This window comes from Chitinophaga dinghuensis (genome assembly GCF_003259435.1).
In the GTDB taxonomy this organism is placed as follows: Bacteria; Bacteroidota; Bacteroidia; order Chitinophagales; family Chitinophagaceae; genus Chitinophaga; species Chitinophaga dinghuensis.
On sequence record NZ_QLMA01000001.1, the window covers coordinates 699,238 to 717,182 of the forward strand.

The 17,945-nt window shown below is 45.0% G+C and carries 13 protein-coding genes; 4 read left to right on the forward strand and 9 right to left on the reverse strand.

The genetic code is table 11. The features are described 5' to 3' along the window. Window positions 1-2: 2 nt before the first annotated feature. On the reverse strand, window positions 3-947 hold the full coding sequence (locus CLV59_RS02865) for a hydrogen peroxide-inducible genes activator (protein ID WP_111590487.1): 945 nt from the start codon (window positions 945-947) through the stop codon (window positions 3-5). A gap of 118 nt (window positions 948-1,065) precedes the next feature. Then, window positions 1,066-2,394, reverse strand: coding sequence for a hypothetical protein (locus CLV59_RS02870; RefSeq protein WP_146616113.1), 1,329 nt, complete (start codon window positions 2,392-2,394; stop codon window positions 1,066-1,068). 182 nt (window positions 2,395-2,576) lie between these two features. Between CLV59_RS02870 and CLV59_RS02875 the strand changes: the two genes are divergently transcribed. The 4 genes from CLV59_RS02875 to CLV59_RS02890 are packed head-to-tail and all read left to right on the forward strand — an operon-like array spanning window position 2,577 to window position 5,803. Beyond that, entirely contained in the window at window positions 2,577-3,314 is a 738-nt protein-coding gene (locus CLV59_RS02875) for a glycosyltransferase family 2 protein (RefSeq protein WP_111590489.1), read from the forward strand. Between the two features lie 17 nt (window positions 3,315-3,331). After that, window positions 3,332-4,129, forward strand: a complete 798-nt coding sequence (locus tag CLV59_RS02880) for an O-methyltransferase (protein ID WP_111590490.1) — start codon at window positions 3,332-3,334, stop codon at window positions 4,127-4,129. Between the two features lie 51 nt (window positions 4,130-4,180). Further along, window positions 4,181-4,978: a carboxylesterase family protein gene (locus CLV59_RS02885; protein ID WP_111590491.1), complete on the forward strand. Its 798-nt coding sequence runs from the start codon at window positions 4,181-4,183 to the stop codon at window positions 4,976-4,978. A 30-nt stretch (window positions 4,979-5,008) separates the two neighbouring features. Beyond that, window positions 5,009-5,803 (forward strand): carboxylesterase family protein, encoded by a 795-nt coding sequence (locus CLV59_RS02890; protein ID WP_111590492.1) that lies wholly within the window; start codon window positions 5,009-5,011, stop codon window positions 5,801-5,803. Between the two features lie 305 nt (window positions 5,804-6,108). Here the strand turns inward: CLV59_RS02890 and CLV59_RS02895 are convergent, their stop codons facing one another. From CLV59_RS02895 to CLV59_RS02925, 7 genes are all read right to left on the reverse strand, one after another. Continuing rightward, window positions 6,109-7,536, reverse strand: a complete 1,428-nt coding sequence (locus CLV59_RS02895; RefSeq protein WP_111590493.1) for a TolC family protein — start codon at window positions 7,534-7,536, stop codon at window positions 6,109-6,111. Then, the gene (locus tag CLV59_RS02900; protein WP_111590494.1) at window positions 7,529-10,669 is read right to left on the reverse strand and encodes an efflux RND transporter permease subunit; all 3,141 of its coding nucleotides are present in this window, start codon (window positions 10,667-10,669) and stop codon (window positions 7,529-7,531) included. The genes CLV59_RS02895 and CLV59_RS02900 overlap by 8 nt, the downstream gene beginning before the upstream one ends. 29 nt (window positions 10,670-10,698) lie before the next feature. Continuing rightward, complete coding sequence (locus CLV59_RS02905) at window positions 10,699-11,811, reverse strand: efflux RND transporter periplasmic adaptor subunit (protein ID WP_111590495.1); 1,113 nt, start codon at window positions 11,809-11,811, stop codon at window positions 10,699-10,701. 127 nt (window positions 11,812-11,938) lie between these two features. After that, complete coding sequence (locus CLV59_RS02910; RefSeq protein WP_146616114.1) at window positions 11,939-12,325, reverse strand: hypothetical protein; 387 nt, start codon at window positions 12,323-12,325, stop codon at window positions 11,939-11,941. 154 nt (window positions 12,326-12,479) lie between these two features. Continuing rightward, window positions 12,480-12,905, reverse strand: a complete 426-nt coding sequence (locus CLV59_RS02915; protein ID WP_111590497.1) for a hypothetical protein — start codon at window positions 12,903-12,905, stop codon at window positions 12,480-12,482. Between the two features lie 52 nt (window positions 12,906-12,957). Continuing rightward, entirely contained in the window at window positions 12,958-14,565 is a 1,608-nt protein-coding gene (locus CLV59_RS02920; protein WP_170137633.1) for a RagB/SusD family nutrient uptake outer membrane protein, read from the reverse strand. Window positions 14,566-14,576: 11 nt separating this feature from the next. Next, window positions 14,577-17,912 carry a TonB-dependent receptor gene (locus tag CLV59_RS02925; RefSeq protein WP_170137634.1) on the reverse strand — a complete coding sequence of 1,112 codons (3,336 nt, stop codon included), beginning with the start codon at window positions 17,910-17,912 and terminating at the stop codon, window positions 14,577-14,579. Window positions 17,913-17,945: the final 33 nt, after the last annotated feature.

Below are 17,945 nucleotides of genomic sequence, written 5' to 3' on the forward strand. Positions count from 1 at the left end.
TGTTAGTCGTTAATAATCTCTACTACTTTTTTATTCTTCTGTACTTTCATCTTCTCCGGCACATGTGCCAGTATTTCGGCCTTAAAGGCCTCAATTAAGGCTTGTTTGATGAAATGCCTGTGTGTCACCAGACTGATCTCCCTAACTGGTTCTGGGGTCTTAAAATAGCGCACCATATTCAATTGTTTGGGCGACAGATCCTGGAGGGAGAGTTCCGGGAGGATGGTATATCCTTCGTTGAGGTCTACCATGCGTTTCAGCGTTTCCACGCTGCCGGTGTTATATTCCAGATTTTTGTATTCTCCCATGGTGAACTTGTCTTTACAGATATTGAGGACCTGATTGCGCATGCAATGGCCTTCATTGAGGAGCCATACTTCTTTCACGTCGAGATCTTCTGGTCGGATGACCTTTTTCTCGTAGAGTTCATGATTTTTGGAAGTATAGACTACAAATGATTCGTAAAAGAGGGGATGTTCTTCCAGGTGGGGATTATGCAGTGGCGTGGCCAGGAGTCCGCAATCCAGCAGTTCCTGTTTGAGTTGCTGCATGATCTGTTCCGTGGGATATTCCCATATTTCCAGTTTGACCTTAGGATATTTTTTCATGAAGCCGGTCAGGATGCGGGGGAGCAGATAAGGCGCCAGGGTGGGGATGATACCTACTTTCAGGTTGCCTTGAACTTCTTTTTTCTGGTCGGCGATGATTTCCCGGATGCGGGCATTTTCTTTCAGGATGATCCGGGCTTGAGCTACCACGGCGGTTCCGATTTCTGTGGGCACTACTGGCAATTTACTGCGGTCAAACAATTTGATCCCCAGCTCATCCTCCAGTTTTTGAATCTGCATGCTCAGCGTTGGTTGTGTTACGAAACACTTCTCTGCCGCTACTACAAAACTTCTGTAGGTGTCTACCGCAACAATATACTCCAGTTGTACAGTCGTCATTTCCTTGCTTTGAGGGTGTAAAGTTATTGATAAAATCTATTAAACCTCAAAAAGAAATTGGGGATTTAAGGATGTTTTAACCCTTAAATCCCCAATTACAATATTGTTGGGAGTCCGCTTAGAAGATTCTGTAGCGGTATTTGATTTTTTCGGTATTCTGATACAGTTCCCTGATATTGATAGAGGCCTGAATTTCTTGTACGGCTTCTGTTTTCAGGTTTCTGAATTCGGCTTGTTTGGTATCGATCACATTTTTTTCCGCCAGGCCGTTGTCCTGTGCAATTTTCAGGGAGTTATTCACTTTACTGTAGTAGGAATCCAGCAGGGTGAAGTACTCGTTGTACAGGTTTTCGAAACGTTTGGTTTGTAATACCAGGTCTTCCAGTTGGTTATTGACTTCTTTCAGGTTTGGATTTTCTCTCAGCAGGGATTCGTAGTCGATACGTTTGTTTTTGCCGGTATATTTGGCTTCCAGCTGATTGAAGAAGTCGATCACCTTGTCTTTTTTGAAATCGAAGAAATAATCATTCATGGTAGCGCTGAGTGACTGATTTCCTTTCTGTGGAGGAGCGAATTTCAGGCTGGTAGCTGTGAATGAGAGGTGATCGAAGAGATTTTCCTGGAGGAGGCCCAATTGATCTTTATTGAAGTTCAGACCATATTCGAACTTCTGGTTTGCATCATTGAGGGCAGTATAGTAAACGACGTATTTATTTAATTCTTTTTCGAACTCCTGCAGGGATTTCTGGTTAATTTGTTTGTTGTTCACGCTTACGCTGTGCAGGAAGTTCATTACCGAGTTGGCGATGGCCAGGGGCGGCGTCAGACTGGTAAAGCTTTGGAAAATGGGACTATTGATGATAGATTTGGTAGATTCTACGATCTTACTGTTTTTGTCTCCTTTTTCTGATTTGTTTTTCAGGATGATTTTTTCCACGAGGTCCACGATGCGGTCGCTCAGCGAGAAGCCAAGGGCCTTACTTTCCGGGTTGTTCAGGGAAGTAATGAACACATCCAGGTTGTTGGTGGTAGTACGGGATTTCAGGTCAATGATTTTTTTGTTCAGCAGGTAATAAGTTTCGCTGGCATTGATGATATTGGATTTGATCAGCTCATATTTACTGATATTGTCCAATTCTTTTCCTTGTAGGAGGGCCTGAATATAATTTGAATTCTGTTTGTCACTGTCTGTAATACGTTGTAACTCCTCAATAATGTGCCGGATAGTGGTGTCCTGGGTCTTAATGGTAGGAGATACAGTAGATTTTAACTCCGGTTCCTGTGCCTTTGCGCTCAGAGAAAGCAGCATGACAACGAAGGCGGGTACTAGTTTCAACCAATTTTTCACAGTAAGTTTTTCAGCCAGATATACTAACGGCAATGCTACGCTGCGTTCTTGAGAAACGCCGTGGTTACGTTGGATTCCCGTTGGTAGTTGATTTAACATGCGTTTTTGCTTTTTGTTAACAAAAATTTGAGAAAATATGATGCCAAAAATATCAAGGGGCAAAGATAAATAATAAATAACAGTTAAAATTAAATCATGATGGGTGGTACAGGTTTTATATTTTGAATTATCGTCAGGTAAGTTACCTTTGCACACTGAACCTACAAATTGTATCTGCATTCATGTTGAATCAAAAAAAGGTAGTGGTGGTGTTACCGGCGTATAACGCGGCACTTACACTGGAAAAAACATATAGGGAAATCCCTTTTGACATCGTTGATGAGGTAGTATTGGTGGATGACTGCAGTAAGGACGACACGATTGTGGTTGGCCAGAAACTGGGCATTAAGCATATTATTCGCCACGATAATAACAAAGGTTATGGCGGAAACCAAAAATCCTGCTATAACAAGGCATTGGAACTGGGAGGGGATATTGTGGTGATGTTGCATCCAGACTATCAGTATACGCCTAAGCTGATTACTGCTATGTGCAGCATCATTGCCAATGATGTGTATCCGGTAGTTTTCGGTAGCCGTATTCTTGGTAAAGGAGCGCGCAAAGGAGGTATGCCGGCTTATAAATATATTTTCAACCGCATGCTTACGCTTACCCAGAATATCCTGATAGGTCAGAAGTTGAGCGAATACCACACAGGTTATCGTACTTTTTCGGGAGAAGTATTACGGAATATCAACTATATGGCTGATAATGACGATTTTGTGTTCGACAATGAAATGGTATCACAGATCTTCATGAAAGGTTATGAAATTGCTGAAATCACCTGTCCTACCAAGTATTTTGATGAGGCCAGCAGCATCAATTTCAAAAGAAGCGCTATTTATGGGTTGGGTGTATTGAGAGTATCTCTCCAGCATCGTCTGCATAAATGGGGCATTATTAAGGGTAAAATTTATTAACATAATTAACTGAGTCAGTGAGTTTAGCGCAACAGTTTTCAGTAGCAGGTAAATACCTGAAATACTACTTCACAGCAGGAAACCGTCATGATGTACATTCCCCATTCGTATTTTCTCTGATTGAGGAAGTGCTGCGGGATAAAAAACAGCAACCTGCTTTTCGTGAAATAGAACTGTTGCGCCAGCAGCTCCTCCGTAGTGAGGAAACCATACAGGTTACTGACCTGGGCGCAGGCTCCATTGTTTCCGGCGGTAATGAGCGTCGCGTTCGGGATATTACCCGCTATGCTGCCAAACAGCCTAAATTCGGCCAGTTATTCTATCGGCTGATCCAGCACCTGCAACCGCAGTACCTGGTGGAACTGGGGACGTCCATGGGACTGTCGTCTTCCTATATGGCAAAAGCAAACCCTAACGCTACCGTATACACGATTGAAGGCTGTCCTAATATAGCCGCCAAAGCACGATCCAATTTTGATTCCCTCGGTATCAGTAACATAGAACAACGAATCGGAAATTTCGATACGGTATTACCGGAACTATTGCCACAATTGCCACGACTGGACTGGATGTACGTGGATGGGAATCATAGAAAGGAACCCACCTGGAACTATTTCCAGGAAGCCCTGCCCTTTGTACACAACGATACAGTGCTGATCTTCGATGATATCCACTGGACCCCTGATATGGAAGAAGTGTGGCATCGGATTATGCAGTCTGAACAGGTGACTTATACCATAGATCTGTTCTTTATCGGATTAGTGTTTTTCCGCAAAGACTTCAAAGTGAAGCAGCATTTTACGCTCAAATATTAGTACTTGCTATAACGCATTGGAGGTAGTATATTGTTAGAAATATCTACACTTATGCGCTACCTCAAAATAGTATGCTGTCTGCTACTATCTGCAATCGCTATACAGACACAGGCTCAGACGCCTGACTCCCTATTCAGTTATGAATCGTATATCCGTCACGGTGATACGCTTCGTTACCGGATGATGATGCCATTGCATCATGATATCCACAAGAAATATCCGCTGATCATTTTCCTGCATGGCGCAGGAGAAAGAGGTAGCGATAATAAAGCCCAGTTGAAACATGGCGGCAACTGGCTGGCGAATGATAGTCTCCGTGAGGCTTTCCCTGCATATGTCATCTTCCCGCAATGCCCTGTCAACGAAACCTGGGCGCCTATGAAAGTGAAGGTGGATTCCGCTGCTAAACGTATGAGTTTTGATTTTCCCTTAGATGGCGCCCCCACCCAACCTACAGCGCTGTTGAAACCCTTGCTGGATTCCCTGATTGCCACAGGTAAAATAGATACTAAAAGAGTGTATATCGGCGGACTATCACTAGGCGGAATGGGTACATTTTATATGATCACTAAGTATCCGCAAATGTTTGCTGCCGCATTCCCTATCTGCGGAGCGGGAAATGTAGATGCGGCTGTAAACTTCGCGAAAAAAGTGCCTGTGTGGATTTTCCATGGTGGAGCAGATCCGGTAGTTCCTGTAACCGCTTCCCGACTGTACGCAGAAAAACTGAAAAGTTTAGGCGCTGATTATAAATACACAGAATATGAAGGAGTGGGGCATAACAGCTGGGATAACGTTTTCGTTCAGCCTGGTGTGTTAGAATGGCTGTTCAGTCACAAGCAAAAGTAGTCTCCCTATATATCAATTATAACAATAGTTATGCGCTACTTAAATATTTTGTGCTGTCTGCTATTATCTGTATTCGCTATACAGACACAGGCTCAAAAGGCAGATTCGCCATTCAGCTATGAATCGTATACCCGTAACGGTGATACGCTCCGGTACCGGATGATGAAACCATTGCATCACGATATTCATAAGAAATACCCATTGATTATTTTCCTGCATGGCGTGGGCGAAAGAGGCAATGATAATAAAGCCCAGTTGAAACATGGAGGCAGCTGGTTGGGGAATGATAGTCTCCGTGAGGCTTTCCCTGCATATGTTATTTTTCCCCAACTCCCCGTTCCTGAAACCTGGGCGCCGATGAAAGTAACGTATGACTCTACTACCAAAAAATATGCTTTCGATTTTCCACCAGATGCGCCGCCAACCAAACCTACCGCATTGCTGAAATCATTGATTGATTCTCTGAATGCTACTGGCAACATAGATACGAAAAGAGTATATATCGGCGGATTGTCGTTAGGTGGAATGGGCACCTTCTATATGATTACGCATTATCCACAATTATTTGCTGCTGCCTTTCCTATCTGTGGCGGAGGTGATGTGAATGCTGCCGGAAATTTCGCCGGAAAAGTGCCTGTATGGATCTTCCATGGAGGAGCAGATCCGATCGTACCTGTTACTGCCTCCCGCGCTTATGCAGAAAAACTGAAAAGTTTAGGCGCTGAATATAAATACACAGAATATGCTGGCGTGGAGCATAACAGCTGGGATAAAGTTTTCGTACAGCCGGGAGTGTTAGAGTGGCTGTTTAAGCATAAGAAATAGTGCTGAAAGCGGTTCTTTTTTCTCGCAGAGCAGCAAAGCAGCAGGGCAGCAAAGTGGTGAAGCAGCAAAGATTGCGTTTTGCTGGTTTCACGCAAAGGCGCAAAGGAATAAAAAGATTTTGTTTTGTTATATGATTATGTATTGTTGTTTATTTAAGCTCGCAAAGTACAGCACTACTATCTCACTATACTTTTTAGACTTTAAAATTATAGTGAGATAGTACCCCTGAGAGCCTTTGCGGGCTTAAAAAAAACAACAAAACACAATCCCTTTATTTCTTTGCGCCTTTGCGTGAAAAATGGTTTTTAATTGCCTCCCAGTGCCCGATAAAGGGTGATCATTCCCTGGTACACATTTCGCCTGGTGTTGACCAGCGTTAGTTCCGCTTCCAGTACGCTTTTTTGAGCAGTGATTACTTCCAGATAATTAGCATAGCCGGTAGTGAAAAGCAGGTTAGCGGTAGACACGGCCTCTTGTAAGGTGGTTACTTCTTGCTGCTTCAATAGCCAAACGGCTTGTTCATTTTCTACTTTGCTCATCACTGTAGCCACTTCCGCGTATCCATCTATAATAGTTTGCTGATAACGGTAAAATGCAGTCATGGCATTGGCTTGGGAGATATTGTACTGCGACTTCAACTGCTTCTGATTGAATACGGGCGTTGTAAGTCCGCCTAATGCACCCCAGGCAATAGATCCTGGCTGAAACAGCAAACCTGCTTTAAACGCATTAAATCCTGTATAAGGAGTTATGGTTAAAGACGGGAAGAAAGCCGCTCTGGCTGCCCTTACATCCGCTTTTGTAGCGGCGAGGTCCAGTTCTGCCTGCTGTATATCCGGACGATGCAATAACATATAGCCCGGAATACCTTTATGCAAGGTTGCCGGCATAACGCTGGCCGCATCTGTACTACGTTTTATTGGTTGCGGTAAGCGGCCCAATAAAGCATTCAATTGATTTTCTGTAGCTGTGATCTGCTGTTTGACGTTATTTTCCAATGCCTGGGTACTCAGCAGCTGCGCTTTGAATTGCTGCACTGCCAACTCCGTTGCGCGACCTCCGTCTTTTTGGATGCTTACTGTTTTTACTGCCGCGTCCTGTAAACTGATATTACGACGAATGATGACGAGCTCATTATCCAATGCGACCAAATCGTAATAGAAAGTGGCTACTCCCGCTACCACTTGCGTGCTGAGCAGCTTCCTGCCTGCGGCGGAAGAAAGATAACGGGAAAGTGCCGCGTCTTTCTGTGCCTTGATTTTTCCCCACAAATCTATTTCCCAGTTACTCCTGAACCCAACGAAAAATTCGGGGGTTGGATTCACACCTACTTTTTGATCCTTATCAATATTGGGAGAGAGGTTGGTATCAAAGTTACCCACGCCACTCATGGTATAGTCGCCGAACTTATCTGCACTGGCACTGATAACGCCGTTCACCGTAGGGAGCCAGGCATTCCTGGCAATGCGTAACTGCGATTGTGCCGCAATTACGCGTTGAGCTGCTGCCAGCAAATCGAAGTTGGCAGCAAGGGCTGTATCGATGAGCGATTTCAAATGCGTGTCCTGGAATACTTGTGTGAAACTGGTCATGTCCAGTGTATCCGTTGCCGTTACAGGTACTGCCACAGAAGGCGGCGTTTCCAGGTGTTTCGGAACGCTGCAGGCGCCTGCGCCTACTGCAAATAACAGTGCCAGCAGTCCCTTATATTTATGGAAAGATGATTTATTCATTCGTATAATTATTTATGGTGACCTCTTTCTTCCGAACTAGGGAAGCGAAGAGTACATAGAGTCCTGGTATGACAAGCACACCGAATATGGTTCCTATCAACATGCCGCCCGCCGCTGCGGTGCCGATAGAACGGTTACCCATTGCACCTGCTCCGGAAGCAATACAAAGCGGAATCAAGCCGGCAATAAATGCGAAGGAAGTCATCAGGATAGGACGTAGTCTGGATACAGCTCCGGAAATGGCTGCTTCCATAATACCTGCGCCATGTTTGTTTTTCAGAATAGCGAATTCCACAATGAGGATCGCATTCTTACCCAGCAAACCAATCAGCATGACCAATGCCACCTGTGCGTAGATATTGTTTTCCAGACCCAGTACTTTCAACGAAAGGAATGCGCCAAAAATACCGGCAGGTAAGGAAAGTATTACGGGCAGCGGTAACAGGAAGCTCTCGTATTGGGCTGCCAGCAGCAGGTATACGAAGACGAGACAGATCATGAAGATATATATCGCCTGGTTGCCGGAGAGAATTTGTTCTCTGGTCATACCACTCCATTCGTAACTGTAGCCGCGAGGCAGTTCTTTCTTTGCTGTTTCCTCTACTGCTGCAATTGCCTGGCTGCTGCTGTATCCTGGAGCTGCGTCTCCATTGATCATTGCAGCTGTGTACATATTGTAACGAGTCAGCTGTTCAGGTCCGTATACCCGTTCCAGTTTGATGAAGTCTGCATAAGAAACCATTTCGCCACGATCATTTTTTACATGCAGTGCCAGAAGATCTTCCGGTTTTGTTCTGTAGCGAGGATCTGCCTGTACCATCACTTTATACATCTGTCCGAAACGAATGAAGTTGGATGCATAAAAGCTACCCATCAACGTTTGCAGGTTGCTCATGGCATTGTCGATGCTAACACCCTTCTTCGCAGCCATGGCTTGATCTACATGGATCATGTATTGTGGGAAGCTGGCGTCGAAGCTGGTGAAGGCGCTGCTGATTTCTTTTCTTTGCTTCAGCGCTGCGATGAATTTTTCCGTGATATCAGCTGTTTGTTTGATATCGCCAGCGCCGGTTTTATCGAGGATACGCAGCTCAAACCCGGAGCTGTTACCGAAACCGGGAACGGTAGGAGGAGGGAAGAATTCAATAGTAGCATCGCCGATATCAGCAGTTTGTTTTTGGAGTCGTTCGATGATGTCCTGAACAGATGCTTTACGGTCGTCCCATGGTTTCAGGTTCACCATGCCCATACCGTAGGAAGCGCCGGCTACTTCATTCAATAAACTGTAACCAGCGAGGGTGGATACAGATTCCACTTCTTTGGATTGTGCCGCGATAGCCTGTACCTGATCCAGCACTTCCTCTGTACGCTCCACAGTAGCGCCTGGAGGGGTAGTCACATTCACATAGATCATACCCTGATCTTCCGTAGGGATGAAGCCGGAAGGAAGAATGGCACTGATGCCGTAAGTAGCGGCGAAGAAGAAAATTAGGCATCCTATCGTAATGATTTTTCTGCCGGCGATTTTTCGGATAAGTGCCGCATATTTATTTTCAGTAGCGGTATAGCCTTTGTTGAAACCTCCGAAGAGCCGCTGTAGCAGAGTCTTTTTGGCTGGTTGTCCGGGATTATGCTTTAACATGATCGCACAGAGTGCAGGCGTTAACGTTACTGCGTTGATACCGGATATCACGATAGAAATAGCCAGTGTGAGCGAGAATTGTCGGTAGAAAACTCCCACCGGACCGGAGAGGAACGCCACAGGAATAAATACGGCCGACATCACCAGCGTAATGGCTACCAGTGCGCCACTGATCTCTTTCATTGCTTCCAGCGTGGCTTCCATTGGAGGAAGGTGTTCCTCGGTCATTTTCACATGGACGGCTTCCACTACTACAATCGCATTGTCCACCACAATACCGATGGCCAATACGAGTGCGAAGAGCGTCAGCAGGTTGATAGAGAAGCCCATCATTTGCATGAACGCCAGTGTACCGATCAGGGCTACTGGTACCGCCAGTGCAGGAATCAGCGTGGAACGGAAATCCTGGAGGAAGAGGAATACCACGAGGAATACTAGCAGGAAAGCCTCGAATAAAGTTCTGACTACTTCATGGATAGAAGCGTCCAGAAAGCGGGAAACGTCGTAGTTGAAGTTATAGGTCATGCCAGGAGGGAAGGAAGTATTTTTCATCTCCTCCATTTTGGCTTTTACATTGTTGATAACATCGCGGGCATTGGAGCCGGGGCGTTGTTTCAGCATGATAGAAGCAGAGGGTTTGCCATCTGTTTTAGATACCATGCTATAGGTGAGGGAGCCGAATTCCACATCGGCAACGTCTTTCAGGTGAAGCACAGAACCATCGTTTCCTGCGCGGAGAACGATGTTTTCATATTCTTTTGGCTCAAAGAATTTGCCCGTATAGCGCAATACATATTGCAGCATATGCGGGTGTTTATCGGAGCTTTCTCCTGTTTTGCCGGGAGCCGCTTCAATATTCTGTTTGCGGATCACCTGGATGACTTCATCGGAAGAAACGTTATAAGCCAGCATGCGATCGGGTTTCAGCCAAACGCGCATAGCGTATTCCTTGGCGCCCATAATTTCTGCGCGGCCTACTCCATCGATACGTTTCAGTTCCTGGAGTACGTTAATGTCTGCGAAGTTGTAGATGAATTGTTCATTCAGTGTGGTGTCTTCGCTCATGATATTGAGGTAGAGCAGCATACTGTTCACCTCTTTTTCAGTAGTTACGCCTGCTTTGATCACTTCTTCTGGTAGCTCGTCGATGACGGTGGCTACGCGGTTTTGTACGTTAACGGCTGCCTGATCAGGGTCGGTGCCGACCTGGAAGAAAACCTGGATAACAGTGATACCGTCGTTACTGGAAACGGACGACATATACGTCATGCCAGGAACCCCGTTGATAGCGCGTTCCACCGGAGTGGCAACGGCTTTGGCACATACTTCCGCATTGGCGCCGGTGTATTTGGCGGTTACGGTTACAGAAGGCGGAACGATGTCCGGGAACTGGGTTACCGGCAGTGTAAACAAGGCCAGTAAGCCTACCAGTGTGATAATAAGAGATATAACCAGTGATAACACTGGTCGTTTTATGAATGTAGAAAACATGAATTGTCAGTTTCGGTAATGCAGAAATGTTATAAACTCAGTAAGCTGTCCATTGCTACAGATCTTGGTGCGATCTGCATACCATCGCGGATATTGCGTACGCCTTCGCATACGATATGTTCCCCGGGACGGAGACCGGATTGGACAATGTAGTAATGAGCGAATCGTGTCTGCGGAACAAAATTTCTCATTTTTACAATTCCCTGTTGGTCTACAACAAACACATAGTTTTTATCCTGCATTTCGAAAACTGCTTTTTGCGGAATGATAACGGCACTATCGATATCATTACTCAGTTTCACTTTGCCGCTGGCGCCATGTTTCAATAATTTAGCTGGGTTGGGAAAACGGGCACGGAAGGCGATAGAACCTGTGTTTGCTTCGAATTCGCTTTCCATGGTTTCAATTTTCCCTGGTAACTGATAATCGGTACCATCTGCCAGTACGAGTTGTACCTGATCAGAATTGGCGTTGCCTTTATGTTGGGCTTTTTGGTAATGCAGGTATTCTGTTTCTGACACATTGAAATAAGCATATATTTCTTTGTTATCAGATACGGTGGTGAGCAAGGTACCCTCGTTGATCAGGCTTCCTTTTTTCAGCGGGATGCGATCGATGATACCATCGAAAGGTGCGCGGATACTGGTGTAAGAGAGACGCATTTCTGCATTGGCCACGGCTGATTGTGCCTCATCGATTTTTGCTCTGGCAGCGGCCAGTTTGGCGTTGGCTACTTCCAGTTCAGAGGCGGCAATTACTTTTTTCTCGGTCAGTAATTTCACTCTTTCCAGTTCCAGTGCGGCAGATTTTGATTCTGCTGTCAGGCTGCTCAGCACCGCTTTTGCCTTGGAAAGTTCTGCTCTGTATTCAGCATCATTGATCCCGAAAAGGAGTTGCCCCTTCTTTACTTCCTGCCCTTCATCTACATATATTTTATCCAGAAACCCATTGACGCGGGCGCGTATTTCCACATTTTGCACCGCTTGAATATCGGCTACATATGCCCGGTGAAGAATGGTATCTTTCGCTATTATTCTGGCTACTGGTAATGATTTGAGGTCTTCTTTCTTTTCGGCTTTAGTGACACATCCGGCCATAAAAAGTACGATCAGCGATGTATATATCCCTGTGTATTGACGCATAGCAATAAGTTATTGTGCCGTCCTGACGGCAAATTTATTTTTTAAATACAGCAAATAGTGGTGCACAAACCGTTTGCACGGCAGGCAGTCGTGGAAGATTAAAGGCTAAACGAAGAAATGGCTGTACTCAAAAAGGGGTGAAGCGGAAAAGAAAGGAATAATACGCTGGGCGGAAAGACTTGCCAGGCAAGTATCTTCCGGTTTTAAGCGGAGAGAAGTAAATACTTTCGGCGATGCCATCTGTATCTATATACGTGATACGATTGGCAATGCTGAGCTGTTGGTTAGTAGCAGAAAGATAATACTTTGTTTTGCGTTTGCTCCTGGTTGCATGGATGGATTCAGGAATATCATCCTCATCGAGGTCTTGTTTTAACTGAAGACGTTCAATGAGACTATCGAAGTATTCTTCTTGTGCTTCTTCCTGATCTATCTGTTGGAAAAGTGTGAGCGGTTGTTGTTGGATCGTATGTACACGGGCGCTGGCAGCCTGCTGCAAGCACAGCAGTAGCATCAGTGACAGTATATAGCGAACCTTCAACATTTCACAAAAATAATGGATTATGCCTAATTTTTTGTGTTGTTTGTGGTGAGTGGTACCAACACATATAAAAAAGGGCACCTCAAGTACTTGAAGTGCCGTTTCTTTTATATTGTAGTATTTGTAACTACGACCCTTTTATTATTAGAGAATATATGTTTGAATTTTTACCGCTTTGAGAAGTTATTTTATAGATACCTCCTCCTTTGCTATAATCGCTCATATGGCCTAATGAGGGAGATATTTTAGCATATTTAGATTGAGATGACAGCACAAAGCGTACATTGAGATACCTGATATCTACGCCTGGTTTCAGCGTTACGGAAATGATCATAGTATCTGAAGGTTTATCTAGTTTTTCCACATTGGTAATAGCATCTGTTACAATTTTCGGAACTGATTTAGTAGCGATGACATCATTTTGTAAGGAATCTGCTATCATGATATCCTGTACTAATGCCTGATCGCTTTTAGCGCCAATTGGCTGATCGTCTGCCTTGGAGCAGGCATAAACGGAAATAAACAGAAAGGCAGCTATTAAGTATTTATGCATATGAGAAATGTGTTTGAATGTTGAAATAATGGAAGACGACCGTCGCTCTGACCTACCAATTTGGATTCTGGATAAGGTTGGAGTTTTTGATAATTTCGTTGAACGGAATCGGCATGTAATACATGAAAGGCAGGAAGACGTTCGGTTTAGGATCAACCACTACTCTTTCATATTTCCATCCGTTACCTAATTTAGAAATCTTCATACCGGTGTATTGTTTACCATTCAGTACTTCCGGTTTATCTGCAATTTTCCATCTTCTGAGATCCCAGTATCTTTTCATTTCAATACATAGTTCCACATATCTTTCGTTGCGAATCAGGCTACGCATAGAATCCTGACTGATATTTGTTCCCAGGGGAGCGGTGATGCCTGCACGGGTGCGGATGGCATCCAGGGCGCTGTTTACAGTGGCATCAGGACCCGTGGCCTCATTGCGTGCTTCCGCATAATTCAGTAAAATTTCCGCATAACGGATTTCGATCCAGTTTTGATCGCTACCTTTTCCGGAGCTGTAGCCTTTATTGGTTTCGTCCACTCCTTTACGTTGATAGTAACCTGTGTTGGTACAGAAGCTTTTACCGATACCATCCGGATCTTCCACATTGGTGTATTGGGTGCGACCGCAATACTCAGATCCGTTGTAAACGATAGCGGCGTAGAAACGTTTATCTCTGCCTACATAAGGGTTATTAGGATCATAACCGCTGCCAGCCTGTGAAATACCGAGTCCGTTTGCCATCGGGAACGCATCTACGAGTTCTTGTAAAGGGCAACGTTTAGGGCCAATACCGTTTGCAATAGACAAGGGTTTGGCTTGCGCATCCCAACCATGTTCTTTATCCGGCTTGCTGTATTGTACTTCGAAAATCACCTCGCTATTGCTTTTATCCAGCATTATGCGACGAACATCTCCATAGAGGGAATATTGTTTCAAATCCATCACTGCTTTGGCTGCCTGTGCGGCCGCTTCCCAACGGGCCGGATCATTCTGGGTATTGTACAACTGGCTGGCATAAAACAGCAATGCCCGGGATTTAAGTGCCAGTGCGGCGCCACGGGTAGCGCGACCATTCTGGGTTTTACCTTTATCCGGTAAGAGCGCTGCCGCTTCATCACATTCTTTCACTATAAACTGATAGCATTCATCGATGGTATTTCTTTTCACCAGCAAATCATCGCTCATATCTTGTGGCAGGGTGATGATCGGTACGCCGCCATATCTTTTCACCATATCGAAATAGGTGATTGCGCGGAGAAATTTAGCTTCTCCCAGATATTGATTTTTCAACGCATCCTTTAAGGTCGACTTGGTAGTGATACCTAGAATAAATTCATTGGCTTTACGAACATCTGCATAAGCCCAGTAATCAAAATAGTTGGAAGTGGCGCTCCATGCGCCAGACATGATGGTAAAAGGAGTGCCGGAAGTACCGGAGATGCGTGTCTCATCACAAATATTATCCTGAATAGGAGGATTTCCGTTATCAAAGCCGGGTCTGTTGGCATAGATGTTATTGAGAAATAATCTGGTGAGATTCTCATCTTTCCATACAGCATCTGAATCTACCTGGTTTAAACTGTTTTTATCCAAAACCTTTGTGCAGGAGGAAAGCAGAACTGCCACCAGCAGCAATGCGATATATTTATTTGACTTCATATTAGACGGCATTAGAAAGTTAAGTTTACACCCAGGTTAAAGCTCTTCTGTTGAGGATAATAAGCTCCTTTACCTGCGGTAGATTCAGGGTCGAATAATTTGAACTGATCAATGGTAAATACATTCAGACCAGAAGCGTATATGCGTAAACGTTCGATATTTCGAATCAGATTTTTAGGGAATGTATAACCCAGTTCGAAAGATTTCAGGCGCACATATCCGGTTTTCTTCAACCAGAAATCAGAATCTCTGTCATTGTTAGATTCTTTGTCGAGGTAAGCTCTTGGGTATTTAGCGTTTGTATTGGTGGGAGACCAGTAGTCCAGCAAATATGCGAAGCTGTTGGAGTTGCCGCCGGTATCGAACATATTTCTTCCGGTACCTGTCAGCATAATATTGCTCATGAATGCGCCCTGGAAGAGTAGTCCAAGGTCAAAATTATACCAGTTGGCGCTCATATATAAGCCCAGGATTACTTTGGGCGTAGTGCCATTGTAGGAGAGCACGGTATTGTCATAATCATCTATTACGCCGTCTCCATTGAGATCTCTGTATTTGATATCTCCCGGTTTTGCTACGTTTTTAACGAATTGCATCGGATTGCTGTATACGTCTTTATTGCTTTGGAACAGGCCATCAGAGACTAATCCAGTTACGTAGTCGATTGGTTTTCCTTTGCGTTTCAGATAGAAAGGCGTGTTGTCCGCTTCGTCCAGGACGATCACTGTATTGTGTGCGTAGCTACCATTGGCTTTAATGAAGTAATTTAATTTTCCGATGTTACCGGTGGTGCTAAGTGATACTTCAAAGCCTGTATTATCCACTACAGCGTAGTTTTCATCTGGCAGGGTGCGGCCGAAAGTACCAGGAATGGAGAGGGTACGCTGACGCAGAATGTCGGAGGTGCGCTTGTAGAAGTAGTCTGCTTCAAAGCCCAGTTTACCATTGAACATAGCGCCTTCGATACCGATATCTGTAGTTCTGGCTTTCTCCCAGGTAACATTCGGGTTAGGATATACGCCATAAACGATCGACTGATCTACTTTTCCATCGAATACAGCGGGTTTATCGAAGCTGTAATACTGGTTATATTGGAACGGTCCGATTCTGTCGTTACCCAGTAAACCATAGGAGCCGCGTACTTTTAAGTTATCGATGAAATGCAGGCTGCTGGCATTTTTAAAGAAGGACTCTTCGGAAATGCGCCAGCCGAGAGATGCTGCCGGGAAGAAACCGAATCTTCTGCCTGGAGGGAAGTTTTCAGAACCATCGTAGCGGAAGGAAAATTCTGCCAGGTATTTGGTATTGAAATCATAATTAATTCTTCCTACATAACTGAGGCGGCCTGTTTCTGCGGCAGATCCGTCGTTGTTTTTATCGATAGCTCCACCAGCGCCGAGTTCATCTACCAGGTTACTTGGGAAGTTGGTTCTGTAAGCGCTGAAGGTATCGGCGCGACTGGTATATTGTTCATAGAGCAGTAATCCGCCGATATGATGTTTTCCAAAATCGCGGGAGTAGTTCAATGCCAGGTTGAGGGTAGTACCTCCATTTTGTTCCATGCCTTGTGTCAACTCCGTTTTGGTCAGGTTTTTACCTACCGTTTTGGTAAGGATCACATTGCCGTTGGCGTCCAGGTCGTACATGGTATAAGGCACATCAAATTCTTTTTTGAAGTTGGTGTTGCGGTTATAGTTCATTCGGCCAGTAACGTTTAATCCTTTGGTGATGAAGTCCAGCTCATGTTTGAAGCTGATCGTACCGAAGAAGGATGCCAGTTCATTGCGCATGTAACCTTTGCTGTTGATTTCTTCGATGGGATGTTCTCCGGTAGTATTTTTCGGAGATCCGTCAGGGTTATAGGCGTTGAAAATTGGTTTCTCACGGATAACATGACTGAAGATAGTAGCGTCGGTGAATTCAGGGCTGGTGTTTTTGCCCAGTCTGCCATCTACGTCTACAGAGAGGGTAAGGCGTTTGTTAATACGTGCGTCTACGTTAGATCTGAAACTGTAACGGGTATACGAAATATTATCATACATGCCTTGTTGGTTCAGGTATCCGGCAGAGAAGAAGTATTTAATATTTTCGGAACCTCCGTCAACGGTCAGATTGTGTTGGGATTGGAGTGAATTCTTTTTGAAAGAAGCGGCATACCAATCGGTTCCTACTTTTCCATTTTTGAAATCTTCTAACTGAGCGGCGGTATAGAACTGCGGCGCGTATTGTGGATTGTTAGGATCTTGTCCGGCATTGATACGGGCGGCATTATTCGTTTGTGCGTACTCGTAAGCTGACATCAGTTTAGGATATCTGGTAGGCATTTGCAGACCTTCATATCCGGAGTAATTGAATCTTGGCTTTCCGGTATGCCCTCTGCGGGTAGTAACAAGAATAACCCCGTTTGCGGCTCTGGCGCCATATACGGCCGCAGCGGCAGCGTCTTTCAGAATGGTTACGGATTCCACCTCGTTCGGGTCCAGTTGATCAAAAGGTCGCACCACACCATCTACGACGATCAGCGCATCATTGTTACCGAAAGTACTTTTACCACGAATGGAGATGCTGGAACCGCTGCCGGGCTTACCACTGGTATTGGTCGCGATCAGGCCAGGAAGGCGGCCTACAAGGGAGTTGCTGAGATTGGAAGAAGGTGTTTGTAATAATTCTTTTGTGCCGACACTGGCTATCGCGCCGGTTACGCTCACTTTCTTCTGCGTGCCATAGCCCACTACCACTACTTCATTGATGTTAGTCGTGTTTGGGGCCAGGATAATGTTTGCAGAGGCGGCAGCAACGGACATTTCTTGTGAAATGTATCCCATGAGTTTGAAGACAATAATGCCGTTGGCATCCGGTACCTCAAACTGGTATTCTCCATTGGGATCAGAAACGGCCCCTTTGTTGGTACCTTTCAGCATCACCGCTACGCCAGGCAATGGATTGCCGGAAGCGTCTGAAACGCGTCCTCTTACTGGAATAGCGCGGGTAGCAGCGGTAGTTATTTTATTCGTTTCGGTGTCATTTTTTTTCTGGATCAGTACAATCATTCCATTGGAAAGCTCGTAGGTAATGCCTTCCGGTTGGAGGAGTTTGTTGAGTAATACCGAAAGTGTCCATTGTTTTGATTCTACATTCACTTGTTTGTCGACCGGAACAAAATCGCGGCTGTAGACAAACTTCACGGGAACTGTTTTCTCCAGGGAGTTGAGCAGGTTGCCCAGGTTATTGGCGCCGGCGTTCACAGTGACTGTTTTTTCCAATACCGTCTGACCCTCTGAGGTATTGGCATAAGTCACGCCTGTGAATAGAAAAACCAGGCAAATTTGACTCAGTGTTATTTTCATAACGATGGGTAGTCTTGAAAGAAATTGTAAATG

Coding starts and splice junctions, on each gene's coding strand:
- CLV59_RS02915 (WP_111590497.1), bottom strand. CDS start 12,905: ATGCATAAATACTTAATAGCTGCCTTTCTGTTTATTTCCGTTTATGCC.
- CLV59_RS02900 (WP_111590494.1), bottom strand. CDS start 10,669: ATGTTTTCTACATTCATAAAACGACCAGTGTTATCACTGGTTATATCT.
- CLV59_RS02885 (WP_111590491.1), top strand. CDS start 4,181: ATGCGCTACCTCAAAATAGTATGCTGTCTGCTACTATCTGCAATCGCT.
- CLV59_RS02875 (WP_111590489.1), top strand. CDS start 2,577: ATGTTGAATCAAAAAAAGGTAGTGGTGGTGTTACCGGCGTATAACGCG.
- CLV59_RS02870 (WP_146616113.1), bottom strand. CDS start 2,394: ATGTTAAATCAACTACCAACGGGAATCCAACGTAACCACGGCGTTTCT.
- CLV59_RS02890 (WP_111590492.1), top strand. CDS start 5,009: ATGCGCTACTTAAATATTTTGTGCTGTCTGCTATTATCTGTATTCGCT.
- CLV59_RS02925 (WP_170137634.1), bottom strand. CDS start 17,912: ATGAAAATAACACTGAGTCAAATTTGCCTGGTTTTTCTATTCACAGGC.
- CLV59_RS02920 (WP_170137633.1), bottom strand. CDS start 14,565: ATGAAGTCAAATAAATATATCGCATTGCTGCTGGTGGCAGTTCTGCTT.
- CLV59_RS02865 (WP_111590487.1), bottom strand. CDS start 947: ATGACGACTGTACAACTGGAGTATATTGTTGCGGTAGACACCTACAGA.
- CLV59_RS02905 (WP_111590495.1), bottom strand. CDS start 11,811: ATGCGTCAATACACAGGGATATATACATCGCTGATCGTACTTTTTATG.
- CLV59_RS02895 (WP_111590493.1), bottom strand. CDS start 7,536: ATGAATAAATCATCTTTCCATAAATATAAGGGACTGCTGGCACTGTTA.
- CLV59_RS02910 (WP_146616114.1), bottom strand. CDS start 12,325: ATGCTACTGCTGTGCTTGCAGCAGGCTGCCAGCGCCCGTGTACATACG.